This window comes from Blautia sp. LMAG:36 (assembly GCF_008680535.1).
Lineage (GTDB): Bacteria > Bacillota > Clostridia > Lachnospirales > Lachnospiraceae > Blautia_A > Blautia_A fusiformis.
In genome coordinates this window covers 20,001-44,711 of sequence record NZ_NALB01000005.1, presented here as the reverse complement: position 1 = coordinate 44,711, position 24,711 = coordinate 20,001, and the positions used below count along the sequence as shown (strand labels likewise).

Genomic DNA, 24,711 nt, shown 5'->3' with positions numbered 1-24,711 from the left:
ACAAACTTTTTAACAGTTTACAGGAGAAAGGATGTCCGCACATCCTTTCTCCCGGATAAATTACATCATCGGATCAAGTCCGAGAGCCGGATGTCCTTTTTCTGTAAGGAATGCAACCAGTGTCTCTGGATCTTCTGCGATCGTCTCATCACCGATCATGTCTGTAAAGTTATCGATTCCGTAAAGCTCTTTTGCAGTCTTATTAAGTCTGTCAGCTACGAATTCTTTCAGTTCTTTTGGCATCCATACGATACGCTCGATACCGCCCTCAGCCTTCATGAACTTCTTAGAGGAAATGAAATGTTTACCATGTCCCATGAATCCAGGTGTCTGAACTCCACCACCTGTCATGGATGCCATCTCAGGGAATGTCATTCCAAGTGGTGTCATGCCTGCATACTCACGGTTAGCAATAACAACACCGTTGGAGAATGGCTCGATACCACAGATACACTCGAAGCATCCGCAGGAAGTCATCGGATCCTGCATGATGGAGTACAGTGTAACGTGCTCCAGAGCACCCTGGGAGAATTTCTGAACTGCCTCATCAACGTCCTCATAAGAACCAAGATTCTCATCGATCGGACGCTCTTTTGTGATGATCTGGCAAGGGCCAGCTGGGTCAAGCTGATGTGTAGCTTTTGCATCCAGCCATGAAACCGCACCGCAAAGACCAAGTCTCTCAGGTGTTACTACACATACGTGGCTTGGTGCGAATGCCTGGCAAAGGATACAGCTGTAATATACGTCAACAGACTCATCTGTCAGAGTATCAAGACGCTCATCACGTTTGTCAAAGATCGGAATTGCAACCTCATGACGGATTCTTGTACACTCAGCAGGATCTGTATAGATAACAACCTCACATTTATCAACAACCGCATCGAACTCATTCTTAACAGATGCATAAAGAACCTCACCGATATGTTTGATTCTGAAGCCTGCATTAAATGCATCAATGCTGATACGGATACGCTGCATATCACGCTGTCCTGTATGGTATACACCCTCGATACAGTTGATATAGTTGTGGAATTTACGCTCGATAACCGGCTCAAAGTCAGACTGCATGTTCTTACCTGCAACTTTAACAACATATGCAATGCTGTTCTTGCTGCCGAATTCCATCTCATCTACTTCAGGTCCGATCACTGTGATCTTGTGATCCTCGATCTCAGAAGCATCGCAGGTCTGTACAAGCTCTGCACAGTCTACACGGGAGCCATCGAACTCAACCTGCATATCTTTACGACGGATGATCTCACCCTCGAATGCAGATGCGAAAGCAACCGGAATATCAATATTTGTGATCTTGATCTTAATATCACGCGCCTCAAGAGAAGTAGCGTTAAATTTGCTTACGTCCTCCTGAACGATAAGGCTCTTCGGTACACGGAAGATATTCTCTGTCTCATTTGTAACAACCGGGAATCCAAGTGCGATAGCGCCTGCACCGCATGCTACGATCACATCATCCAGAGGTTTGAATGCGTTAACAAATGCCGGTACACGATCCATTGTGTATTTCATAAGTGTTCCTGCATCTCCAGGTGTTACGTTACCGAAGATCAGAGCTGCACGGATCGCAACGGAAACTACATGAACAACAGATGTAACATCTTTTCCAAGAGGAATAACACGAACGTTGGCACCTGTCTTCATTCCGGCTTCTGCAACCTGATCAATGATTCCGCCAACAAGTGTTACCAGGATACCCTGTGCCTGATAGCTCTTTACAAGAGCAACACCCTCTTCTGTAGTAGGAGCAGCACCAAGGATAACAGCAACGCCTGGGATATCGCCTGTTACGAGCGGTACACCGAGCTCACGGATAACAGCATCACCAAGATGTCCATAGCATGGCTCTTCGTAAGGAGTTGCTCCGTCGATATATTTCAGAACCTCGATGAACTCTGCGCAGAGTGCTGTAGCAACACCGGACATGAATGCATCGTTCAGTCTTTTCTCTCTTGTCATAAGTGTTTTTACAACGCCAAGAGCTTCTTTTAATTCTTTTAATGTTGTAACTTTTGTTCCTGTTACAGCATAGTAGCAAGGAAGGCTGTAAGCGGTATTCGGGAAGCTGACAGCTTTGTCTTCGCCATACTGAGCGATCGCGCCGTCAATAGCACCCTCTGTTAAACCATATACAGCATCGTTTCCGCCGAATACTCTATCAAATAAAGTCACTGTAATACCTCCTATTTTTACAGAATTGAATTCTGATCAATTTTGTCTTTGATTTTTCTGATTTCAGCTGTTACAGTTTCACTGAAATCGTAGGGAGATTTTCCCTGACGATCAGCATCTATAACTTCTGTATTGTAGTGGATCATTCCAAGCAGATCCTCTGCCGGGATCTTACTCCGAATAAATTCCTCATCCTCAGGATTTCTTACCTTATTGGCCACGACCTTAACCTGAGAAACTCCCAGATCCTTTGCAAGACGTTTAACATTCTTATATGTCTGTACACTTCTTGCCCCTGGTTCGATCACTACAATAAATTCATCCATGCTCTCCGTGGTGCCCCGGCCCAGATGTTCCAGGCCGGCCTCCATATCCATGATCACCACATCATCTCTGTGGATCACAAGGTTATTGATCACTCTTTTAAGCATCACATGTTCAGGACAGACGCATCCGCCTCCACCTGTTTCCACAGTTCCAAGGACAAGCAGCTTTACGCCATTACAGGTTTTTCCATAAGTATCCGGAATATCGTCTACCTTTGGGTTCAGTTTATAAAACTGATTCTGGCTGTTGGCTCCGGTGCGTTCTTCTATGAGCTTACGCATTTTTGAGATTGGAACAATAGAGTCCAAGGTTTCCTCGTCAAATCCAAGGGCAAGACCCAGGTTCGCATCCGGATCCACATCCGCCGCAAGGACTTTTTTTCCCTCATCTGCGTATAGTCTTGCAAGTGTTGCTGCGAAAGTTGTCTTTCCTACTCCGCCTTTACCGGTTACTGCTATTTTCATTTTACGTCTTCCACCTTTTATAACATTTTAAAGATCGCAACGGATTAGATTCCTAATGCTGTTCTCTTCTCTTCAATTCTCTCGATCATAAGATCAACTAATTTCTCGATGTCTGTCTCTACTGTGTAAGCAGCACCTGTCCATTTTCTTGTTCCCTCTGTAAGAAGTTCGCACATTTCTGAAGAACCGGAAACATATGGATCAACGCCAAGGAATGTATCAATACCAGTACCAACTACGTAGTTACCGATGGATACAGCTTTTTCAGACATCCACTCAGGAGCACATCCTACTACAGGAAGCTGATTGATCTGAAGTCCTGCATCTTTTGCAAGTTCAGCAGCCAGGATCATCATACGGGAGATATCTACGCAGGATCCCATATGAAGTACTGGTGGGATATCAGCCAGCTCACAAACACGTTTCAGACCTGCACCGCAAAGATCTCTTGCGGATTTGTCCATCAGACCAGCTTTAGCAGCTGCCTGTGCGGAACATCCGGAAGCGATGATAATGATATCATTTGCGATACACTTCTTCATCAGTTCGATATGTGCATAGTCAGGACGGATCTTAGGATTGTTACATCCAACCATAGCGACAGCACCACGGATAACACCGGAAGTGATGCACTCAAGTAATGGTTTGGTTGTTCCTGTTACATCAACCTGAGAGTTTGTAACACCATCAAGAACTTTAACGATCGCTTCTACTGAATAACCAACAGTAGCTTTCTGTTTCAGCTGCGGGATATGTACAAGCTCAGGTTTTCTGTTCTTGAAGTTATCGATAGCCATCTTAACGATTGCTTTTGCATTTTCTCCTGCTGTCTCAGCGTTGAATCTGATAAATTCAGAATCCGGCATCTGAGCGATCGGAGAAGTTGTAACAAATTTAGTATGGAAACATTTGCTCAGAGGTCCTAATGCAGGGAAGATACACTGAACATCAACTACGATCGCCTCGCAGGCACCTGTCAGTACTACGTTCTCCTGCTGCAGGAAGTTACCAGCCATCGGAACACCACGACGCATAGCTACCTCGTTAGAAGTACAGCACACACCGGAAACGGTGATTCCTTTTGCTCCTACAGATTTTGCATAATCGATCATTTCTTTGCTGTCTGCATACTCACAGATCATCTCAGAAAGACTCGGATCATGTCCGTGTACAACAATGTTTACGTTCTCTTCAACCATTACTCCAAGGTTAGCCTCTGTATCAAGTGGCTTCGGAGTTCCGAATAATACATCAGAGAACTCTGTTCCCATCATGGAACCGCCCCATCCATCAGCCATACCGCAGCGAATAGACTGTTTTACAAGTGCTTCCGGAAGAGATGAACATCCCATATGAGACATATGCAGGGAGCTTGCAACCTCACGGTCGATAGCACGTGGTGCGATTTCGTTCTCGATCAGTTTTTCTTTCTGTCCTGCAGGCATTCTGTCAAGGAATCTCTGATATCCGAACGGTTTACCATATTCCATAAGACCGATCTCAGCCATCTCATGAGCCAGATCATAGATATCCTTGCCTTCTGTTTCCACGCCCCACTCTTTAGCGATGCGAAGCAGTTTCTCAGGATCTTTTACCTGATAATTTCCGCCCTCTTTTGCACAGTACAGTGTATGGCAGATCTCACGACCATGATCGGAGTGAGTAGCTGCACCACCGGCTGTAAATTTAAGGAAGTTTCTTCCTACGATACCATGAGCATCACATCCGCAGATTCCTCTTGGAGCCTTCGGTGTAATACGACACGGTCCCATTGCACAGATACGGCAGCAGATACCCTGCTCACCGAATTTACAGTGCGGAGTCTGGTTCTTTGCACGGATCTGCCATGCATCTGCTCCTACCTTTGCACCTGTCTCGAGAAGACGGGCTGTAGCGGCTTCAAATTCCTCCACTGTAGTTAATTTGAATTCACTCATTATAGACCTCCTTTAATAGCACATCTATTTTTATTTTTCTTTTTATAATAAGCCCAAGGCAGGAACCCATCCCCACCCATGGGTTATTTTCTTTTTTAAAAAAAGGTTTATATTTCGTTATAAACCTAATTTATCAAAAATTTCAAAAGCTGCTTTTCTCATCGGATTATCCTCAGGAAGAGTAACGGTTGGTTTACCATCGCAGTCATATTCATAAACTGCCTCATCCTGTGGTACCACACCGATCAGATCGAGTCCCTGATTCCGGATCTCCTCAAGGATTCCTGAATTCAGTTCTGCTTTTGGCGCGCGATTGATAATAAGACCTACTCTGGAAGGCTTCATATCGCATTCCTTAATAAGTTCTGCGATCCTGCCAACTGCCTGAACGCCTCTTCTGGAGCAGTCACTTACAAGAATTGCTGTCTCCATGCTCGGAAGGATTCCTCTGCTGATATGTTCCATTCCAGCTTCGTTATCCACAACAATATACGGATAATTTTTCTGGTATTTAGCAAGCTGTGCCTGAAGCAGACCATTTACAAAGCAATAGCAGCCTTTTCCCTGGGTTCTTCCCATCACAAGAAGATCATAATCATCTTCCTCTGCAAGAGCATCCTCAAAACGTACCTCCGCATAATCTGCCTTGGACATTCCTTTGGGAATCGGGCTTTTCTCTGTCATCTCAGCATGTGCGATCTCCTCGCGGACATCGCCAAGAGTCGTATCTACTTCTACGCCAAGAACCTCATTCAGATTTGAATTGGCATCTGCATCTACAGCCAGTACAGGTCCTTTTTTCTTTTCGCAGAGATACTGGATCAGCATTCCGCATAATGTAGTTTTTCCAACGCCGCCTTTTCCGGCGACTGCAATAACATGTGCCATAAAACGGGCACCTCCTGATTTTATATCTGTTATGCCGGCGCATAAGGGAGGTGCCTGATACTGTTCTGACACCTCCGCATCGTGCCGGAATTCTTATTTATTTCGTTGATGATTAGATAAGTGTACGAAGTCCGGATCTGTCAATGATCTCGGATACATCTTTCCATTTGTTTAATGCATAAAGATGGATACCGTCAACACCAAGAGCGCGATACTCATCGATCTGTCTGATGGTGTATTCGATTCCTTCTTCTTTGAATCGTTTAACCTTGTCCTCATAGAACATGTCAAATGGTTTACCATCAGCATCTTTAGCGTTAAACGGATTCGGGAACAGCCAGTTTCTGGAGATCAGCCTGCAAAGCTCACTGTCCATTACACAGCCATTACGTGAAAGAGCCATATTAATGGTAGCTGCCTGATCCAGGATTGGCATTACACCAACATCTACAGGCATTGTCACTCCAGCCTCGCGGATAGCGTCCAACCAGTATTTAAACTGTTCCATATCCCAGCAGAGCTGGGTCATGATATAATCAGCACCATTGTCCTGTTTCTGTCTCAAAACAGCAATATCAGCATCCAAGCTTCTGCATGCGATATGGCCTTCCGGTGAACCGGCTACTGCGATCTCGAACTTATCGCCAAATTCATCACGGACAAATTTAACAAGGTCTGTCGCATAATTGAAGTCTCCGCAGGTTGTTGTCTCACCAAGTGGAATATCTCCGCGAAGCGCCAGCATATGGTCAACGCCATCTGCCAGATACTGTTCCAACTGCTGTCTGATTCCTTCTTTTGTGTTCTTGATCACTGTGAAGTGTGTTACAGGAACAGTTCCTGCATTCCTGATCATCTGGCATACTTCCCTGTTGGCACCGACATTTCCGCCGCCGGCACCGTATGTACAGGAAATATACTCCGGTCTATACTTCATGAGATGTTCAATGGTTCCCGGCAGGTTTGCCATACCTTTTTCTGTCTTTGGCGGAAAAAGTTCAAAAGAAAGCAGCATTTTTTCTCTCATTGCTTCAGATAATTTCATTGATCGTCCTCCACGTATTTGTATCAGTCACACTGCAGTTTCACGATGCTGTTTGCAAGATCCACCATAAGGATACTGCCTTCTACCACGCGCTCATCTCCCATGATATCTCGAAGGATCAATTTATTTCCGTCCACATCGATCCGGCTTACATTCTTAAAGATCACAGAATTATCTTCTTCCTTATATACTGTTGCAAGACACATAATCATTCCTCCAAATAAGTGGCATCATTTAACCACTATGCTGTCAAAACTATTCTGTCGGTTTTTATTTCAACTCTTCCTTAACAAGTGTAAGGGCAAGTCCAAGTCTCATATTGCCTTTCTGAAAATCTGCAACTGCCTCTTTGATCGTCTTCGCAGCTGCATCCATGTTAAGCTTCTTAAGATTGTCAGCCATCTGATCAAGTTCTGCGGCATGATGCTCGTTATGCTGCAGCATGTAGGTAAGAAGTGCTACAGTCTCATTCTTGCAGTCACCGTTCTCACAGGAACCGCAGTGTCCATCACCGTGTGTATGACAATGGTTATCTCCTTCCGCATGGCTGTGTGTATGGCTGTGAGTCACACCGTCCTCATGGGTGTGCTCATGTGTATGTTCATGGCTGTCTGCATGTCCATGCTGAACAAGATTGCCATTCTCATCTTTGATTAAATGCATAAATACCCCTTTCCTGTATCCGCCGGGCGGACACTCTCATGACAAGAATTTATCAATTAAATTCATTATACATCTTTTCACTGTTATTATCAAGAAAATAATTATAAAATATAGCCAAAATTATATGCTGTTTTTCCTATTTTTCCAAAAACTTTGACAGTAATTTAACTCGATTGTTTCATTTTTAACGAAGTTAGTCTCTCCAAACCACAACTTATTACCCGGTCTGCGCGTCTGTCCAACTCTAAGCTTTATCACTTTTGTAATATAATTGATGTGATTCTTTCATATTTTTGTGCTATAATAGCAAGAACATGGAAAGCAGAACATACAAGGAGGAATTATTTTGAAAGAAACTGTTTTTCTGAACAACGACAGAGAAATGCCTCTTCTGGGGCTTGGCGTATACAAGTTGCCCGATGACGTACAGGCCGAAGCAGCAGTCACTTCTGCTATTTCCGCCGGCTACCGCATGATCGATACCGCTTCTGTTTATAAAAATGAAGAAAGCGTTGGACGTGCCATTGCCAAATGCGGAGTTCCCAGAAAGGATCTTTTCATCACCAGCAAAATCTGGAACAATGCGCAGCGTCTCGGCGATGTCCAGGGAGCTTTTTCCCGTAGTCTCGACCGTCTGAAAGTCAGTTATGTAGATCTCTATCTGATACACTGGCCGGTTCCCGGCTGCTATTTGAGCACCTGGAAAGAGCTGGAATCCATTCTGGAATCTGGACGTGCTTTAAGTATCGGCGTCAGTAATTTTGATATCCGGCATCTGGAAGAGCTTCGTAAGATATCCGGGGTTATTCCTGCTGTAAACCAGATCGAGTGCCATCCTTTGTGTTACCCTGCTGAACTGATCGAATACTGCAAGGCTTTCGGTATTCAGGTACAGGCTTATGCTCCTCTGGCAAGAGGTGCATATTTTGATAATGATGTAATGTGTGTTCTGGGGACCAAATATGCCAGGACTCCTGCACAGATCGGGCTTCGCTGGGCAATACAGAAGGGAATTTCTGTCATTCCGAAATCCATCAACCCGGAACGAATCCGCAGCAATGGAAATATCTTTGACTTCAACATCGAGGATGAAGATATGGCGATCATCGATACACTGAACGAAGATCTGCATACTTCTCATGTTCCAGAAGATCTCCGTGATCTTCAGTTTTAATTTCCCATAATAATGCAAAAAAGATATCTGTCAGAGCATAAGTGATCTTCTGACAGATATCTTTTTATTTTTTCTTTTCAGTTGATACGGCGATCCTGTTATTCCCAGCTTAGCATTTCACATATCTGAAACCCGGAAATATTTAACTGATCCGCTCACGCATTTCCCCACGGGAGCATGGGCGTTTCCACTTTTTTATCACGCAGCATCAGGTCCATTACTGCTTCCGCTGCTGATTTTCCTTCAAACAGTACGCGGTTCACTTCCGTTATGATAGGCATCTCCACCTCATATTTCTCCGCAAGCTCTCTTGCAGCTCTTGCAGAATAAACACCTTCCACAACCATCTGCACTTCTTTCATAGCTTCTTCCATCGTATATCCCTGGCCGATCAGATATCCGGCCTTTCGATTACGGCTATGCTTACTTGCACAAGTCACGATCAGGTCGCCGATCCCGGACAGGCCGTAAAAGGTTTCCATCTGCGCCCCCATTTTTTTACCAAGTCTTCCTATTTCTGTGATTCCCCTGGTGATCAGTGCCGCCTTGGTATTATCTCCATATCCAAGGCCGTCGGCAGTACCTGCTGCCAGTGCGATCACATTTTTCAGTGCTCCGCCAAGTTCCACCCCAAGGATATCCGGTGTTGTATACACGCGGAACACAGGGCTCATAAAAATGCTCTGAAGGTATTCCGCAGTTTCCTGTGTATGTGCGCTGATCACACAGGTTGTAGGAAGTCCGCGTCCTACTTCTTCCGCATGGCTTGGACCGGAAAGTACAGCTACATTACCCTGCGGGATTTCTTCTTCGATCACCTCGCTGAGTGTTTTCAGTGTCTTTTCCTCAATACCTTTAGCAACATTGACGATCTTCTGGTCCCTGCACACAAACGATGCCATCTTGTGTGCAGTACTCCGGATATACGGGGAAGCTACTGCCAGAACTGTTACATCCACATCCTTAAGCGCACGCCCCAGATCTGTCAGGACATCGATTTCATCCGGAAGCCGTACCCCCGGAAGCCTGTCAGGATTTTCTCTTTTTTCCCGGAGTTTCCGGGCATTCTCCGGTCTTGCCGACCAAAGAAGGACTTCATGGCCATTATTATGCAACAGGAGTGCCAGGGCTAATCCCCAGCTCCCCGAACCCAGTACGCTGATTTTTGCCATAAATCTTACCTCTTATTTTTTATTCTTACTGCTTAAAAACACCTTATTCTCTGTTCCATGAAACAGTCTTACAATGTTTGCCCTATGTCTGTAAAACGCCATTGCTGTAAGAACTGCCATCACGATATAAAGCTCAACGGTATGCGCCTGATCCATCCCATATTTTCCCATATGTCCAAAAACTAGGACCAGGATAAAAGCCACCGCATATGCACAGAGAGAGCAAAGCGATACATAATGAGTTGTAAAGAACAGTGCAAAAAAGACAACTGCACATACAATAAATATCCGCCAGTCAAAAGCAATGATCATGCCTACAGAAGCAGCAATTCCCTTTCCACCGCGAAATTCCATAGAAATCGGAAAATTGTGGCCGAGGATACATCCCAATGCTGCATAAAGGGTAAGAAGCGGAAGGAGACCATTCATGGAATTTCCATAAACCATTCTCACGATCACAATAGCCAGTACACACTTCAGGCAGTCTCCCAGCAGGGTGATCGCTCCCGCTTTCTTTCCAAAGGTCCGGAAGGCATTCGTAGTACCCGCATTCCCGCTGCCATGATCTCTGATATCTGTCTTGTGGACTTTTCCAATAATATAGCCTGTCTGAAAAAGCCCGCATACATAACCGATAACAAGACAAATAATACGTTCCATACTTTTATTCCTTTTCCCCGCGCTCGCGGATGATAAATTTCAGGGAAGTTCCAGAAAATCCAAAAGCATCCCTGATCTTGTTCTCCAGATATCTTACATAGGAAAAATGCATCAGTTCCTTGTCATTGACAAAGATAACAAATGTCGGCGGTTTTACCGCAACCTGTGTCATATAGAAGATCTTCAGTCTTCTTCCTCTGTCAGACGGCGGCTGCTGAAGAGCGACTGCCTCAGAAAGGATCTCATTAAGAACACCTGTCTGGATACGAAGTGTCTGATTTTCGATAACTGTATCGATATTTTCGAAAAGCTTTGGAAGTCTCTGACCTGTTTTTGCAGAGATAAAGATGATCTGTGCATATGGCATAAAGGAAAGGATCTGACGGATCTTTTCCGTATGCTTGTAGATGGTCTTGTCATTTTTCTCAATGGCATCCCATTTATTTACCGCTACGATGATACCCTTTCCTCTGTCATGAGCGATTCCCGCGATCTTAGCATCCTGCTCGGTAACGCCCTCGGAGGCATCGATCACAACTACAACCACATCTGCACGCTCTACAGCTGTCACAGTACGGATAACACTATAGCGCTCGATCTCTTCTTTTACCTTACCCTTGCGTCGAAGTCCTGCAGTATCGATAAAAATATAATCTTTTTTGTTCCAGGTAACCTTTGTGTCTATAGCATCACGTGTGGTTCCTGCAATATTGGATACGATCACACGCTCCTCTCCAAGAAGCTTGTTGATCAGAGAAGATTTTCCCACGTTCGGCTTTCCTACAATGGCGATCTTCGGAATATCATCCTGATCTTCCTCTTCACTCTTATCCGGGAACTCTTTGATCACCTCATCCAGCATATCTCCAAGGCCTTGTCTGTTAGCTGCGGAAATCGGGATCGGTTCTCCGATTCCAAGATTGTAAAACTCATATACGTCCATCATATATTTCTGGTGGCTGTCTACCTTGTTAACTACAAGACGTACCGGCTTGCCGCTGCGGCGGAGCATATCTGCCACCTTGGCATCGGAATCCACAAGACCCTGGCGAACATCTGTGATAAAAATGATCACGTCTGCCGTATCAATGGCGATCTGTGCCTGCTCTCTCATTCTGGAGAGGATGATATCGCTGCTGTCCGGCTCGATTCCGCCTGTATCGATCAGAGTAAATGTCCTGTCAAGCCATGTGACATCTGCATAAATCCTGTCACGGGTTACTCCTGGTGTATCCTTTACTATGGAAATATTGTCACCTGCCAGAGCGTTAAACAGAGTGGATTTGCCTACATTAGGCCTTCCCACTATCGCTACTACTGGTTTGCTCATAAATCTGTCTCCTTCTTGTTTGTTTATGTTCCGGAGGGTAGATCACGGCTTCCACCAGATCACGTCCTCCTGTGTCTACGATTACAATTTCTGTGTTCAGTGCTTCCGAAAGCTCTTCCAGCGTCATGTCATCCAGAAAAATCTCCTCATCACCTTTCAGCATGCTGCATGGGATCAGAAGCTTCTCTCCAAGGTCAAGACCGGAAAGCTGCTCTTTCAGATCCTGCCCTGTGATCAAACCGGACACCGTGATCTTTTCACCGAAAAAACGATTCTCGATGGTTGTGACCGAAATCTGCACATTGGGATATTTCTTCTGGATCTCTTTTATATAGCGTGCGATAAAAGGCGCTGCCAGTTTTCCTGTGGCGATCCTGCCTGTCACCTTACGGTCGTCACCAGAAAGCCCCTCCAGCGTTTCTTTTACTTCCGTTTCCAGAAGTCTGAGCATTCCCACGCCATTCTCAAGCTGCAGATATCCATCATATTCATCCTCACAGGGAAGCTCCCTGTCTGCCAGAATATACCATTCGTCTGAAGCATGGATAAAATGGATCCCGTATTTCTCCATCATGATCTTCTGCCAGCGTTCGATCTGCCCCAGGACTTTTTCAGCATCTTCCTTATTAAAAGGCTCCAGAGGATAGAGACCTTCTCTGTATTTGGTAAGTCCTACCGGTACAACAGAAACGCTCTGAAGGACCGGCGCATAAGCAGAAAGCTTTTCAAGGCTGTATTCCAGCTCGTCTCCGTCATTGACACCCTTACACAGTACGATCTGTCCATTCATGGTGATTCCTGCATTGTACAGCATATCCACCTTATCCAGAGCCTTTCCTGCAAAACGGTTATGCAGCATTTTACACCGGAGTTCCGGATTCATTGCCTGGAACGAAATGTTGATCGGTTCCAGATGATAGCGGATCACACGCTCAATATCCTTCTCGCTCATATTGGTAAGCGTAACATAATTTCCCTGAAGAAAGGAAAGCCTGGAATCATCATCCTTAAAATACAGCGTCTCACGCATACCTGGAGGCATCTGGTCAATAAAACAGAACATACACTTATTTGAACAGGAGCGATAGTCATCCATCAGTCCTCCGTTCTCAAATTCTATTCCAAGGTCTTCCTCATATTCCTTCTCTACTTCCAGCTCCCACTCTTCGCCATCAGGCTTCTCTACCAGAAGCACCACGAGCTCTTCATTCATGAGATACCGGTAATCGAAGACATCTTCCACAGGCTGTCCGTTTACAGACACAAGTCTGTCTCCCTGCTCCAGCCCCAGCTCCTCGGCAATACTGTCGGGCAGCACCCTGGAAATCATATGTTTTCTTAATTTCATCATTATCTCCCTTTTCTATCCCGTATATAATAACAACTTTGCTCTTAAAAATCAACACTTTGAGAAAACACCTTGACTGACACGTGGGTCTGATGTTATAAATAGACTGAGAATTTTTAATGACATACACTTAGGAGGAATATTATGCCAAACATAGAATTGCTGGAAAAGTCTATGCCTGTTGCCCCGATCCGAATCGCCGCACTTGCCGGATGCCGCGAACTGGCCGAGGAGGTTGACAAAAAGCTGGTTAAATTCCGTAAAGAACTTGTAGCCGCCAAGAAATCCACCATCATCCCACAGGGATATGCAGAAAAATCTTTCCTTGTAGATTGCGAATGCCCACGTTTCGGAACCGGTGAGGGTAAGGGTTACATCAAGGAATCTGTCCGCGGAACAGACCTTTATATCATGGTAGATGTGACCAATTACAGTCTTACTTACAGCGTATGCGGTCATGAGAACCACATGTCTCCGGATGACCATTACCAGGATCTGAAGAGAATCATCTCCGCAGCCACCGGTAAAGCACACCGCATCAACGTTATCATGCCATTCCTTTACGAGGGACGTCAGCACAGACGCACCAAGAGAGAATCTCTTGACTGTGCACTTGCACTTCGCGAGTTAAGTGCCATGGGTGTTTCCAACATCATTACTTTTGATGCTCATGACCCACGTGTACAGAACTCTATTCCGCTGAAGGGCTTTGATAACTTTTTCCCCACATACCAGTTCCTGAAAGCACTGGTCAAAAATGTCCCTGATTTCAAGCTTGACAATGATCATCTCATGATCATCAGCCCGGATGAAGGTGCCATGTCCCGTGCTGTATACTTTTCCAATATCCTTGGAGTCGATATGGGTATGTTCTACAAACGCCGTGATTACTCCACCGTTGTCAACGGAAAGAACCCGATCGTTGCTCACGAATTCCTCGGAGATTCCGTAGAGGGCAAAGATGTTGTCATCATCGACGATATGATCTCTTCCGGAGAAAGCATGCTGGATGTTGCCCGTCAGCTTAAAGAGCGTAAAGCCGGACGTGTATTCGTCTGCACAACCTACGGTCTGTTTACAGATGGCGTAGCCAAATTTGATGAATATTACGAAAAAGGCTGGCTGGACAGAGTCATCACAACCAACCTTAACTATCGTATTCCTGAGCTTCTTGACCGTCCATACTATATCGAAGCAAACATGAGCAAATATCTTGCAAGTATCATCGATATCATCAATCATGATGTATCTGTCGAGAAGGTTCGTTCCAGCAACGAAAAGATCATGGATCTCATGAAAAAAGTCAACGAACAGTAATAAATGCTCCCAGGTTTCCACGTTTCCCGTGAGAAGCCCTGTGTGAGTAAAGAAAGAGCGGATTACAGCAGGTGCAGATGCCCGGCATTGAGATCCGCTCTTCTTTTATGCCTGCATCCAGAAAGATCCTTCGGTTCGCCTCCCACAGATTCAGCTGGTATTTCCCATCTGGTTTTCTGTAAAAAAGCACATCCCAGTATTTTTCTTCAAACGCCTCTCTAAACTGATCGATCACATCTTCACTGACTTCATAGCAATCCTGACAGATAGAAGGACCAATGGCTGCATAAAGCTCTGAAGGATCTGTCTGAAATTCCTCAGTCATCTTCTCCACCGTCACTTTTCCGATCTTTCCTACAGTACCTCTCCAGCCGGAATGAGATAATCCCACAGCTCTATGTACCGGATCTATAAAGAAAAGTGGTACACAGTCCGCATAAAACGTTGCCAGCACCAGTCCCGGCACATTGGTGATCATTCCATCCACATCTGTATAAGGTCTTGGTTTTGTGATCCCATTTCCTCTGTCTTCTTCCGTGACCACACGTACATTGGTGGTGTGTGTCTGATCAGAGGTTACGATATCTTCCATGGAAAATCCCATAGCAGCAGAAAGTCTGCGGTAATTTTCCCGCACCGCAGACTCTTCATCCCCTCTTGTGAAGCTTAAGTTCATAGATTCATAAATCCCCTGGCTTACTCCTCCCAGGCGGGTACTGAAGCCATGTACGATCCCGGGAAATTTCTCAAAAGCAGGATATGTAAGCCAGGTAACCTTGTTCTTCTGATTTACATTCATTAGCTGTTTATCTTTATACCATTTTATTTTCATCTTATGTGACCAGTCCTTTCAACTGCAAAAATCAAAAGCATTTTTTATCCAGTGGATGTTCTCTCCATCAATTCCTACTACGTCAAAACGGCAGGGAGGCAGCTCCCGGTATCCATGTGCAATCAGATAAAACATTGCCACTTTGCTGATGATCCTCTGTTTTTCTCTCCCTACCGCTGAAAAAGGACTTCCACTCTTTCCGTTCTTTCTGTATTTCACTTCAATAAACACCAGATATCTTCCATCCTGCGCAACAAGATCGATCTCACCACTTCGGCAGCGAAAATTTCTTTCCTTGATCTGCAGCCCCTTTTCTTCCAGGAACTCTGCAGCAATCCCTTCATAATAGCTTCCCTTCTGTCTTCTATTTTCCTTCAGATAAACAAAACCTTTCTGTTTTTAATGTCGGTATCTTAAGTATTTTTATACAAAATGTGTGATAAACGTTTTTCTATGTATCGGACTTGGTCCATATTTCTTCAGCGCATCAATATGCGCTGCAGAACCATATCCTTTATTGGAGGCAAATCCGTATTCCGGAAGAACCTTATCATATTCTTCCATCATCCGGTCTCTGGTCACTTTGGCAACAATACTTGCTGCCGCAATGGATACACTTTTTGCATCACCTTTGATGATGGGTACCTGCGGAATCTGGATTTCCGGTATGGTAACCGCATCGTTCAAAAGCAGCTGTGGCTGTACAGAAAGCCTGCTCACTGCCTGACGCATTGCCTCATAGGTTGCCTGCAGGATATTGATCTCATCAATCCTCTCCGGACTTGCCATTCCGATTCCAACAGAAACTGCTCCCTCCAGGATCACATCGTACAATTCTTCTCTCTTCTTAGCTGTAAGCTTTTTAGAATCATTCAGCCATAAAATATCGCAGTCTTTCGGAAGGATCACCGCACAGGCGACTACCGGTCCGGCAAGAGGGCCTCTTCCCACCTCATCGATCCCGCAAAGATATCCAAGATGCTCATATTCATGTTCATATTTCTTCATGCTCTCTGTACGTACACGCTCATCCTTCAGAGCCTGAAGCTTTTTGTGATACTGCTGGATCAGTTTCTGTACACCGCTTCTCTCATCATTTTCATAATGACGAAAAAGGGCGTTATATTCGCCCTCCTTCGCTGACGCAAAACGCGCCTTGATATCTTTCATTGTTTCCATTACGCTTCCTCCGGTCCTTTTGGAAACTCCAGAGTCACTTTTCCCAATTTTCCGGAACGAAATTCTTCCAGCAAAAGACGGGATGCTTTCTCATAATCAAGCTCTTCGCCCTTTTTCAGACATCCTCTTGCTTTCGCAACTGCAGTAAGGATATCCAGCGGTTTCAGCTCTTCTTCTACATTGTATCTCTCTCTGATCGCTGCCGGATAAAACTCCTGCAGATATCCGATCAGACCCAGGGCAAGTTCTTCGATGTTCAGAATATCGTCCTTGATCGAACCGATATAGGCAAGACGCATTCCAACTTCCTGATCTTCAAATTTCGGCCAGAGAATTCCAGGGGTATCCAGAAGCTCCACACTTTTATTCAGACGTATCCACTGTTTTCCTTTTGTAACTCCTGGTTTATTACCGGTCTTGGCACAGGCTTTTCCTGCAAAGGTATTGATAAATGTTGATTTTCCAACATTAGGGATTCCTGCAACCATCGCACGTACCGGACGGTTTTTGATTCCTCGTCTCCGGTCTCTCTCCGTCTTTTCCTTACATGCCTCTGTGATTGCCGCAGAAACGGCCTTCATAGATCCCTTATTGCGGGAATCAATACTTACCGCATAGATTCCTTTTTCTTTGAAATATTCCATCCAGGCACGGTTCTGTCTCTCATCGGCAAGATCTGCTTTGTTGAGAAGGATCATACGCGCCTTGTTTTTTCCCAGCTCATCAATATCCGGATTTCGGCTGGAAAGAGGAACTCTTGCATCTACAAGCTCAATGATCAGATCGATCAGCTTGATATCTTCCTGCATCTGACGCTTCGCCTTCGTCATATGGCCTGGATACCACTGTACGTTCATAATTCACCTCATTTATCTATACTTTAATCTGTTTACTTTGATCTATTTTATAAAACCTATTTTATTTTTCGGAGAAACTGTAAACCAAACTTTCCCGACAATGTACTTCTTACTGATATTTCCGATATCGCTGAAGCGGCTGTCCTCACTGTTATTGCGATTATCGCCAAGGACAAAATATTCCTCGCTTTCCAGAGTTATAGCACTATTTGCAAGTCCTCCATCTGTCATATCCTGATAAGCTCCGTTTTCTTCATAAACCTTGCCATTGATATAGATCTTCCCGTCTTTAACCTGAACAGTCTCTCCGGGAAGGCCGATCACACGTCGGATATGCAGGGCTGCTGAGTCACTGGCGCTTGTTTTAAAAACGATCACATCTCCACGTTTTGGTGAACTGACCTTATATAAAGCCCTGTTTACAAAAAACTTTTCACTTACAGAATACGTGGGTTCCATGGCACTTTCTTGCAATGTCACAGTCTGAAATGCAGAAATTGCAACCAGCACAGCAAAAACCAGGGTCACAATAATTTCAAACACCCATTTCACGATTCCTCTTGTCCTGTCATCACGAAGCTTCTCCCTTGCTTCGGAAACAGCTCTGTTTTCCTTCAGATTTTCGATATTAATCTTCTTATTTAATCCCATATTCTATCCCCTGTATGTGTCTTTACACGCATACGCACTGATGTAAAAAGAGGGACAATAGCAAATGTTATTGTCCCTGCCTCTTTACTTATGAAATTATTTTACAAGCTCTTTAACCTTAGCTGCTTTACCTACACGATCTCTCAGGTAGTTCAGTTTCGCACGGCGTACTTTACCATGACGGATAACCTCAACCTTAACTACATGTGGGGAATGAAGCGGCCATGTTTTCTCAACACCAACACCGTTGGAGCTCTTTCTTACTGTGAAAGTCTCTCTTGTGCTTCCACCCTGTCTCTTAAGTACTGTACCCTCGAAGATCTGAACACGCTCACGTGTTCCCTCTTTGATCAGTGCGTGTACTCTTACTGTGTCTCCTACGCGGAACTGCGGTACTTCAGCTTTCAGCTGAGCGGACTCAATGTTCTTAATAATTTCGTTCATTTCTTTCTCTCCTTAATTATACTGGATGTTCTTAATACACATATGGTAACAGAGGACCATCTTTTTTCACAACATATGTGATTATACACTAGATAACTTCTCATTGCAAGGACTTTTTTCCGGATTTTCGATGGCTTTTACCAGCAAAGGACCTCATGTCCTGTTTCTGTGACAAGGACCATGATCTCCCACTGTGCCGATGGCAGACCATCCTCTGTCCTCACTGTCCAGTCATCGATCTCATCTGTATAGATTTCATCAGATCCCATATTGACCATTGGTTCAATAGTAAAGATCATTCCGGGTACCATGAGTACACCTGAATCTTCCTTAGATGTGTAGCTTACCCATGGATCTTCATGAAACTCAAGACCTACACCATGTCCGCCAATTTCCTTCACAACTGTATAGCCGTTTTCCACTGCATGTTTGTGTACAGCACTTCCCATATTTCCGATCGGGGTCCATGGTTTTACCTGTTCAAGGCCAAGCTCTATGCATTCTTTTGTCACACGGACAAGCTTCTCCTTCTCCGGACTTACCTGTCCAATACAGAACATACGGGAGGAATCAGAAAAATATCCCTGATAAATGGTGGATACATCTACATTGACAATATCACCTTCTTTTAAGACAATTTCTTCATCCGGGATTCCGTGGCATACTACCTCGTTGATAGATGTACATACGCTTTTTGGAAAACCTTCATAATTAAGTGGTGCCGGAATTCCGCCATGACGTACTGTTTCTTCATGTACCCAGTCATCAATCTGCTGTGTCGTCACGCCTGGTCCGATATGCTCTGCAACATAATCAAGAACTGCAACATTGATCTTGCAGCTCTCTTTGATCTTCTCGATCTGTGCAGGTGTCTTGATCAGATCATGGTCGAGAACTGCATACCCCTTTTTTTTCATGAGTTCCATTTTTTCATCAAATGCTTCATGACATTTTTTATATTTTTTTCCGCTTCCACACCAGCAGGGATCATTTCGTTCGATTTTTTTAGACATCTTTTTCTTCTGCCACTCAAAATATGTGTAAATATACTCACATCGAGATAACGTAGACTCTCACGAGTTCTACTTACTGCTTCACCGTGTATGTTTTTGATTGATCGAAATCATATCTACTCACAAGTTCTTGTACACTCCGCAGTCGTAAATTCCCGAAAATAGCCTTCGGTACATACTTACGTTTGCGTTTTAGTTATGCAACTTCGTAAGTTATTGCATCTCTCAAATTAAGTGCAGCATTGAGATCTCTGTCTTCGACATAACCGCAACTGCATTTGAATATTCTATCTGAAAGCTTTAAATCTTTTTTGATAGCGCCACAGCAGTGACAGGTTTTAGATGATGGATACCATCTATCTACTATTCGAAGTTCGATCCCATTTTCATTGCATTTGATTTGCAGCTTTGTTCTAAATTCATAAAACTTTTGTGATGCAACTGCTTTTGAAAGATGTCGATTCTTCATCATACCATTTACATTTAAGTCCTCGATCGTTATATAAGATGGCTTGGTTTTCACTATCTCAGCGATTGTCTTGTTAATGTAATCAGTACGGATATTATCTATCTTATGATGAAGTTTCTGTACCTTGAGTTTTTGTTTTTGTATATTCGCCCTTTGAGTGACTTCTCCTTTCTTTAGATTTTCATACTTACGGGAGAGACATCTCTGTTCCCGAATAAGTTGTTTCTCAAGCTTTTTCAGTCTTGCTGACTTGTTGATGTTCTTATAAGTCTTACCATTAGAAACAATGGCAAAATCCTTTAATCCCAAGTCTATGCCAATTCCTGCATTGGAATTATCAGCAATCTTGTTATCAGAAATTTCTACAAGAACTGAAACATAGTATCTGTTAGCTTTCATTGAGACCGTGCCACTTTTAACCACATATCCGTCTTTAGTTGTTGGAATATATCCTTTTTCTTTGATACGGACCCAACCAAGTGACGGAATATTGATTCTATGCCTTTCGCAACGACAATCCTTTGGATTATTCTTTACAAAATACATCTTTACATCAGATCTGCCTTTCTTTTTGAACTTAGGAAAAGCACTCTCGTGATTGAAAAATCTTGTAAAAGCAGTTTGTCCATTATTTACTGACTGTGTTACTGCTTTTGAATAAGCTTCCTTGATCCACGAATACTCCGGATGCTCAGAAAGATATTCATTGTTAAGCCAGACTCTAAACCTGTTACTGCTCATAAACTTTTCACCGTTGTTGTAAAGTTCTTTATTATGGGCAAGATAGAAATTATAAATAAATCTACAAGTTCCTATCGTCTTATGAATCTTGACTTTCTGTTCCTCTGACGGATTTATTTCCGTCTTGAAGCTCTTTATCAATTTCCACATCCCTTTCTATTTGTTTTTTATACTTACGAAGTCCGTACAACCTGCAAGAGAACACATGGAGTATTGAAACAATATCCTGCACGAGGTTTTGATTTTTTGTTCCATCACTTCATCTAATAATTCGTTCCACTTTTTACGATTGTAATTAAGGCCACTTCCATAATCTTCAATACACTGGTCTACAATAATACCTTTGGCATTACAAAACTGTCGTAAAAATGCAACCTGGTTTTGTAAATCATCTTTTTGATTTCTTGTAGATACCCTGGCATAAATAACTACCTGACGTTGGTCATCTTCAGTACTTATTCCTTTGAATTGCAGATATTGGTCATAAGTGTAATAACGTCTATCAGTTGGAGTTCGGTTTGCCTTTAGAGTTCCGTCTCTATCCCAACGCTGTAATGTTTTTACAGATACACCTAACAGTTCAGCAAAATCTTTTGGCTTGTAATTTGTGATATTTGATGTGTTCATAATAGTTTACTCTTTTGAGTACTTTTAAACACATTTGATCACATTAGTCAACAAATTTGATTACTTAAGATATTCTCCTTTTCGCAACTGTATGGCTGCTTTTTCTTTTGTATTTTATATGTTCAGATTATATCTGTCTGAAATATTTTAACCGAATCAAAGAAGTCTCCTATGTGGTTGCGAAAAGCAATAAACTGTAGGTGGGGACTTGCCTTCATCCGTTTGAATGGGAAATTATTCCGCCTGATTATCATAGCACAACTTTCTTTAAGTGAAAAGTATTCTTTGTGTTTTTGGTTTGTTTTATATAACTTTTTGTGATTTTTCAATAAAAAAAGATCGTAGTAGCTTGAACGATCTTTTTTATTTATGTGTCTGTATTAATTATTTTTCGGTGGCTGCAGATTGTCGGTTTCCACCAGTTGCCATTATTCGTATTCGCCCAAGTGCACTGGATACTGCCGGAATAGAAATTACTACGATCGTCAGTACACCTTCCAGAAGAATATAACTGTAATTGTAAATAATCGGATACAAAGCTGTCAGAGACTTCGGAAAATTATCCGGCATATAATCCATCCAATAAAGATATCCGCCAAGTGCATGGAATGCCCCTCTTGCCAGAATTGCTAGTATGTATGCTTTAAGAAGACCATGTTTTCTGGATTTTGTAAATAATCCGGAAAGCCCCATGGCTCCAAATGCCAGAATGTAATCACAGCATACCTGAAAAAATGAAAGGACATATGGCTCCTGGAGGAACTGAAAAATCCCATATACAAGACCGGTAAGAATTCCTACCTTAATGCCATACCAGTAACCGATCAGAACAATAAACAACATACTGAACAAGGTCACAGATCCGCCAAATGGCAGTTTAAATATCTTAATGTAGGAAGTTACATATGCAAGTGCCAATGCTACTGCACAGGTAACCAGCTGCTGTGTGGTAAATTTTAATGCAGATGTGTTTTTCTGAAGTAATACTGCTACCAGAATTATCAAAATCAGGACTGCAATAACAGATACGGCATATCCTGCCGTTGTGAGACCGCCTTCGGCAGTCACAAGAAAATTAAACATACTCTTTTCTTTCCTCCTTACGATTAAATTGCCCAAATCAAGTTCAAAGGTCAAAGCCTGCACCTCCTCACAGCCTGGTCAGGCTCCTTTGGTCTTACCTATTGTAGCATATGGAAAAAGAGATGTAAATGGTGGGAGATGTATGATTATATATAATAAAAACAGGAGAAAAATCCATGTACTGATTTTTCTCCTGCTTTCCTCTTTCCCTTTGTACCTTAAAAACTACATACATGCTTTGTTGACGGTTAATCAAACTTTTTGAATCAAATTTAACCTGCGTACCGATACTACAGCGGGGGGTATCCCCGTTTCCTCGGCTTGTTGGTCAAGCCCTCACCCGATTAGTAACAGTCAGCTCCATGTGTTACCACACTTCCACCTCTGCCCTATCTACCTCGTCGTCTTCAAGGGGGTTTACTTCACTAAGAATGGGATATCTCATCTTGAGGGGGGCTTCACGCTTAGATGCCTTCAGCGTTTATCCCTTCCGGACTTGGCTACCCGGCCATGGCTTTGGCAAGCCAACCGGTCCACCAGCGGTCCGTCCATCCCGGTCCTCTCGTACTAAGGACAGCTCCTCTCAGATATCCTACGCCCACGCCGGATAGGGACCGAACTGTCTCACGACGTTCTGAACCCAGCTCGCGTACCGCTTTAATGGGCGAACAGCCCAACCCTTGGGACCTACTACAGCCCCAGGATGCGATGAGCCGACATCGAGGTGCCAAACCACTCCGTCGATGTGAACTCTTGGGAGTGATAAGCCTGTTATCCCCAGGGTAGCTTTTATCCGTTGAGCGATGGCATTCCCACTTAATACCACCGGATCACTAAGCCCTACTTTCGTACCTGCTCCACCCGTCGGTGTCGCAGTCAAGCTCCCTTCTGCCTTTGCACTCTTCGAATGGTTTCCGTCCATTCTGAGGGAACCTTTGGGGCGCCTCCGATACCCTTTCGGAGGCGACCGCCCCAGTCAAACTCCCCGCCTGGCATTGTCCCACCGCCGGTTCACGGCGGCTGGTTAGAAGCCCAATATCACAAGGGTGGTATCCCAACAGCGGCTCCGCGGCAACTGACGTTACCGTTTCTCAGCCTCCCACCTATCCTGTACATGCAACACCGGACCCCAGTGCCAAACTGGAGTAAAGCTCCATGGGGTCTTTCCGTCCTGGCGCGGGTAGCCAGCATCTTCACTGGCACTTCAATTTCACCGGATGTATTGCCGAGACAGCGCTCAAATCATTACGCCTTTCGTGCGGGTCGGAACTTACCCGACAAGGAATTTCGCTACCTTAGGACCGTTATAGTTACGGCCGCCGTTTACTGGGGCTTAAATTCAAAGCTTCGACTTACGTCTAACCTCTCCTCTTAACCTTCCAGCACCGGGCAGGCGTCAGCCCATATACCTCACCTTTCGGTTTCGCATAGACCTGTGTTTTTGCTAAACAGTTGCTTGAGCCTATTCTCTGCGGCCTGCTCTCGCAGGCACCCCTTCTCCCTAAGTTACGGGGCCATTTTGCCGAGTTCCTTGGCAATACTTCTTCCGCCGGCCTTAGGATTCTCTCCTCATCCACCTGTGTCGGTTTACGGTACGGGTACAATATGAACGATAGCGGCTTTTCTTGACGCATGGCTCACGGGCTTCGTTACTAAAATTCACTCCACATCACGTCTTCCCATTGCATGGCGGATTTTCCTACCATACTGGTACCTCGCTTGTACCGGGCTTTCCATTCCCGGCTCCCGCTCTCCTTACGTGTCCCCACAGTTCTGTCATACTGCAGTACAGGAATATCAACCTGTTGTCCATCGGCTACGGCTCTCGCCCTCACCTTAGGTCCCGACTCACCCAGGGCAGATCAGCTTTACCCTGGAAACCTTGGATATTCGGCCTAGAGGATTCCCACCTCTATCTCGCTACTCATTCCGGCATTCTCTCTTCCATGCAGTCCACAGCTCCTTCCGGTACTGCTTCTTCCCGCATGCAATGCTCCTCTACCAATCTTTTCAGATTCCTTAGTTTCGGTGGCGCGTTTCAGCCCCGGACATTTTCGGCGCAGGACCTCTCGACCAGTGAGCTATTACGCACTCTTTGAATGTATGGCTGCTTCTGAGCCAACATCCTGGTTGTCTTCGAAATCCCACATCCTTTTCCACTTAACGCGCACTTTGGGACCTTAACTGTAGGTCTGGGCTCTTTCCCTTTTGACCGCCCAACTTATCTCGTGCAGTCTGACTCCCGGTGATATCTACACGGCATTCGGAGTTTGATATTCTTCGGTAGGCTTTGACGCCCC

Annotated in this window: 22 protein-coding genes, 1 rRNA gene and 1 pseudogene (1 of these 24 cut by a window edge); 2 read left to right on the top strand and 22 right to left on the bottom strand. The window is 44.3% G+C overall.

From position 1 onward, the window contains the following. Nucleotides 1-60: 60 nt before the first annotated feature. From acsB to CCC17_RS06230, 7 genes are all read right to left on the bottom strand, one after another. Nucleotides 61-2,190, bottom strand: coding sequence for an acetyl-CoA decarbonylase/synthase complex subunit alpha/beta (gene acsB, locus CCC17_RS06260; RefSeq protein WP_092072021.1), 2,130 nt, complete (start codon nt 2,188-2,190; stop codon nt 61-63). 17 nt (nt 2,191-2,207) lie between these two features. Beyond that, the gene (locus CCC17_RS06255) at nt 2,208-2,981 is read right to left on the bottom strand and encodes an ATP-binding protein (protein ID WP_015525298.1); all 774 of its coding nucleotides are present in this window, start codon (nt 2,979-2,981) and stop codon (nt 2,208-2,210) included. A gap of 44 nt (nt 2,982-3,025) precedes the next feature. After that, complete coding sequence (cooS, locus tag CCC17_RS06250) at nt 3,026-4,918, bottom strand: anaerobic carbon-monoxide dehydrogenase catalytic subunit (protein WP_021975846.1); 1,893 nt, start codon at nt 4,916-4,918, stop codon at nt 3,026-3,028. Nucleotides 4,919-5,035: 117 nt separating this feature from the next. Continuing rightward, nucleotides 5,036-5,806: an ATP-binding protein gene (locus tag CCC17_RS06245; protein ID WP_021975845.1), complete on the bottom strand. Its 771-nt coding sequence runs from the start codon at nt 5,804-5,806 to the stop codon at nt 5,036-5,038. 112 nt (nt 5,807-5,918) lie between these two features. Beyond that, complete coding sequence (locus CCC17_RS06240; protein WP_059085931.1) at nt 5,919-6,851, bottom strand: methylenetetrahydrofolate reductase; 933 nt, start codon at nt 6,849-6,851, stop codon at nt 5,919-5,921. Nucleotides 6,852-6,874: 23 nt separating this feature from the next. Continuing rightward, entirely contained in the window at nt 6,875-7,057 is a 183-nt protein-coding gene (locus CCC17_RS06235) for a CooT family nickel-binding protein (RefSeq protein WP_021975843.1), read from the bottom strand. Between the two features lie 64 nt (nt 7,058-7,121). After that, on the bottom strand, nt 7,122-7,514 hold the full coding sequence (locus CCC17_RS06230; protein ID WP_021650179.1) for a hypothetical protein: 393 nt from the start codon (nt 7,512-7,514) through the stop codon (nt 7,122-7,124). 346 nt (nt 7,515-7,860) lie between these two features. On the opposite strand from CCC17_RS06230, the gene CCC17_RS06225 reads away from it, so the two are divergent. Next, nucleotides 7,861-8,688 carry an aldo/keto reductase gene (locus CCC17_RS06225; RefSeq protein WP_287082749.1) on the top strand — a complete coding sequence of 276 codons (828 nt, stop codon included), beginning with the start codon at nt 7,861-7,863 and terminating at the stop codon, nt 8,686-8,688. A gap of 155 nt (nt 8,689-8,843) precedes the next feature. Here CCC17_RS06225 and CCC17_RS06220 read toward each other — a convergent pair whose 3' ends face one another. From CCC17_RS06220 to CCC17_RS06205, 4 genes are read right to left on the bottom strand one after another with little or no spacing between them, the layout of a single operon-like run. Then, nucleotides 8,844-9,860 (bottom strand): NAD(P)H-dependent glycerol-3-phosphate dehydrogenase, encoded by a 1,017-nt coding sequence (locus CCC17_RS06220; RefSeq protein ID WP_287082748.1) that lies wholly within the window; start codon nt 9,858-9,860, stop codon nt 8,844-8,846. Nucleotides 9,861-9,872: 12 nt separating this feature from the next. Then, nucleotides 9,873-10,520, bottom strand: coding sequence for a glycerol-3-phosphate 1-O-acyltransferase PlsY (gene plsY, locus CCC17_RS06215; RefSeq protein WP_287082746.1), 648 nt, complete (start codon nt 10,518-10,520; stop codon nt 9,873-9,875). A 4-nt stretch (nt 10,521-10,524) separates the two neighbouring features. Further along, nucleotides 10,525-11,850: a ribosome biogenesis GTPase Der gene (gene der, locus CCC17_RS06210; protein ID WP_015525309.1), complete on the bottom strand. Its 1,326-nt coding sequence runs from the start codon at nt 11,848-11,850 to the stop codon at nt 10,525-10,527. Then, the gene (locus CCC17_RS06205) at nt 11,813-13,198 is read right to left on the bottom strand and encodes a DUF512 domain-containing protein (RefSeq protein ID WP_287082745.1); all 1,386 of its coding nucleotides are present in this window, start codon (nt 13,196-13,198) and stop codon (nt 11,813-11,815) included. Before CCC17_RS06205 ends, der begins: the two co-directional genes overlap by 38 nt. A gap of 144 nt (nt 13,199-13,342) precedes the next feature. Between CCC17_RS06205 and CCC17_RS06200 the strand changes: the two genes are divergently transcribed. After that, entirely contained in the window at nt 13,343-14,515 is a 1,173-nt protein-coding gene (locus tag CCC17_RS06200; protein ID WP_015525311.1) for a ribose-phosphate pyrophosphokinase, read from the top strand. Here the strand turns inward: CCC17_RS06200 and pgeF are convergent. The 11 genes and pseudogenes from pgeF to CCC17_RS06145 form a co-directional block, all read right to left on the bottom strand. Further along, the gene (gene pgeF, locus CCC17_RS06195; RefSeq protein ID WP_022426627.1) at nt 14,502-15,347 is read right to left on the bottom strand and encodes a peptidoglycan editing factor PgeF; all 846 of its coding nucleotides are present in this window, start codon (nt 15,345-15,347) and stop codon (nt 14,502-14,504) included. The genes CCC17_RS06200 and pgeF overlap by 14 nt on opposite strands. An 18-nt stretch (nt 15,348-15,365) precedes the next feature. Continuing rightward, the gene (locus tag CCC17_RS06190; RefSeq protein WP_186582607.1) at nt 15,366-15,725 is read right to left on the bottom strand and encodes a YraN family protein; all 360 of its coding nucleotides are present in this window, start codon (nt 15,723-15,725) and stop codon (nt 15,366-15,368) included. A gap of 45 nt (nt 15,726-15,770) precedes the next feature. Further along, on the bottom strand, nt 15,771-16,526 hold the full coding sequence (locus CCC17_RS06185; RefSeq protein ID WP_186582604.1) for a ribonuclease HII: 756 nt from the start codon (nt 16,524-16,526) through the stop codon (nt 15,771-15,773). Further along, nucleotides 16,526-17,383, bottom strand: coding sequence for a ribosome biogenesis GTPase YlqF (ylqF, locus tag CCC17_RS06180; RefSeq protein ID WP_015525314.1), 858 nt, complete (start codon nt 17,381-17,383; stop codon nt 16,526-16,528). Before ylqF ends, CCC17_RS06185 begins: the two co-directional genes overlap by 1 nt. A 42-nt stretch (nt 17,384-17,425) precedes the next feature. Next, nucleotides 17,426-18,034 (bottom strand): signal peptidase I, encoded by a 609-nt coding sequence (lepB, locus tag CCC17_RS06175; RefSeq protein ID WP_173758942.1) that lies wholly within the window; start codon nt 18,032-18,034, stop codon nt 17,426-17,428. 96 nt (nt 18,035-18,130) lie between these two features. After that, nucleotides 18,131-18,478, bottom strand: coding sequence for a 50S ribosomal protein L19 (gene rplS, locus CCC17_RS06170; protein ID WP_015525316.1), 348 nt, complete (start codon nt 18,476-18,478; stop codon nt 18,131-18,133). Between the two features lie 137 nt (nt 18,479-18,615). Next, nucleotides 18,616-19,491 carry a methionyl aminopeptidase gene (locus tag CCC17_RS06165; RefSeq protein WP_173775398.1) on the bottom strand — a complete coding sequence of 292 codons (876 nt, stop codon included), beginning with the start codon at nt 19,489-19,491 and terminating at the stop codon, nt 18,616-18,618. Nucleotides 19,492-19,687: 196 nt separating this feature from the next. Then, on the bottom strand, nt 19,688-20,851 hold the full coding sequence (locus CCC17_RS06160; RefSeq protein WP_287082744.1) for an RNA-guided endonuclease InsQ/TnpB family protein: 1,164 nt from the start codon (nt 20,849-20,851) through the stop codon (nt 19,688-19,690). Next, nucleotides 20,781-21,313 (bottom strand): annotated as a pseudogene (locus CCC17_RS06155) (IS607 family transposase). The gene CCC17_RS06160 and the pseudogene CCC17_RS06155 overlap by 71 nt, the downstream one beginning before the upstream one ends. 399 nt (nt 21,314-21,712) lie before the next feature. Further along, entirely contained in the window at nt 21,713-22,411 is a 699-nt protein-coding gene (locus tag CCC17_RS06150) for an energy-coupled thiamine transporter ThiT (protein ID WP_287082743.1), read from the bottom strand. A gap of 324 nt (nt 22,412-22,735) precedes the next feature. After that, nucleotides 22,736-24,711: ribosomal RNA gene (locus CCC17_RS06145) — 23S ribosomal RNA — on the bottom strand; it runs 913 nt beyond the window's last position.

Excerpts from the sequence above, each read along its gene's own strand:
- CCC17_RS06240 (WP_059085931.1), bottom strand. The coding sequence starts at position 6,851 with ATGAAATTATCTGAAGCAATGAGAGAAAAAATGCTGCTTTCTTTTGAA.
- CCC17_RS06185 (WP_186582604.1), bottom strand. The coding sequence starts at position 16,526 with ATGGAAACAATGAAAGATATCAAGGCGCGTTTTGCGTCAGCGAAGGAG.
- ylqF (WP_015525314.1), bottom strand. The coding sequence starts at position 17,383 with ATGAACGTACAGTGGTATCCAGGCCATATGACGAAGGCGAAGCGTCAG.
- der (WP_015525309.1), bottom strand. The coding sequence starts at position 11,850 with ATGAGCAAACCAGTAGTAGCGATAGTGGGAAGGCCTAATGTAGGCAAA.
- CCC17_RS06245 (WP_021975845.1), bottom strand. The coding sequence starts at position 5,806 with ATGGCACATGTTATTGCAGTCGCCGGAAAAGGCGGCGTTGGAAAAACT.
- CCC17_RS06230 (WP_021650179.1), bottom strand. The coding sequence starts at position 7,514 with ATGCATTTAATCAAAGATGAGAATGGCAATCTTGTTCAGCATGGACAT.
- CCC17_RS06200 (WP_015525311.1), top strand. The coding sequence starts at position 13,343 with ATGCCAAACATAGAATTGCTGGAAAAGTCTATGCCTGTTGCCCCGATC.
- lepB (WP_173758942.1), bottom strand. The coding sequence starts at position 18,034 with ATGGGATTAAATAAGAAGATTAATATCGAAAATCTGAAGGAAAACAGA.
- CCC17_RS06235 (WP_021975843.1), bottom strand. The coding sequence starts at position 7,057 with ATGTGTCTTGCAACAGTATATAAGGAAGAAGATAATTCTGTGATCTTT.
- CCC17_RS06255 (WP_015525298.1), bottom strand. The coding sequence starts at position 2,981 with ATGAAAATAGCAGTAACCGGTAAAGGCGGAGTAGGAAAGACAACTTTC.
- CCC17_RS06160 (WP_287082744.1), bottom strand. The coding sequence starts at position 20,851 with ATGTGGAAATTGATAAAGAGCTTCAAGACGGAAATAAATCCGTCAGAG.
- cooS (WP_021975846.1), bottom strand. The coding sequence starts at position 4,918 with ATGAGTGAATTCAAATTAACTACAGTGGAGGAATTTGAAGCCGCTACA.
- rplS (WP_015525316.1), bottom strand. The coding sequence starts at position 18,478 with ATGAACGAAATTATTAAGAACATTGAGTCCGCTCAGCTGAAAGCTGAA.
- plsY (WP_287082746.1), bottom strand. The coding sequence starts at position 10,520 with ATGGAACGTATTATTTGTCTTGTTATCGGTTATGTATGCGGGCTTTTT.
- CCC17_RS06205 (WP_287082745.1), bottom strand. The coding sequence starts at position 13,198 with ATGAAATTAAGAAAACATATGATTTCCAGGGTGCTGCCCGACAGTATT.
- CCC17_RS06150 (WP_287082743.1), bottom strand. The coding sequence starts at position 22,411 with ATGTTTAATTTTCTTGTGACTGCCGAAGGCGGTCTCACAACGGCAGGA.
- CCC17_RS06220 (WP_287082748.1), bottom strand. The coding sequence starts at position 9,860 with ATGGCAAAAATCAGCGTACTGGGTTCGGGGAGCTGGGGATTAGCCCTG.
- pgeF (WP_022426627.1), bottom strand. The coding sequence starts at position 15,347 with ATGAAAATAAAATGGTATAAAGATAAACAGCTAATGAATGTAAATCAG.
- CCC17_RS06165 (WP_173775398.1), bottom strand. The coding sequence starts at position 19,491 with ATGTCTAAAAAAATCGAACGAAATGATCCCTGCTGGTGTGGAAGCGGA.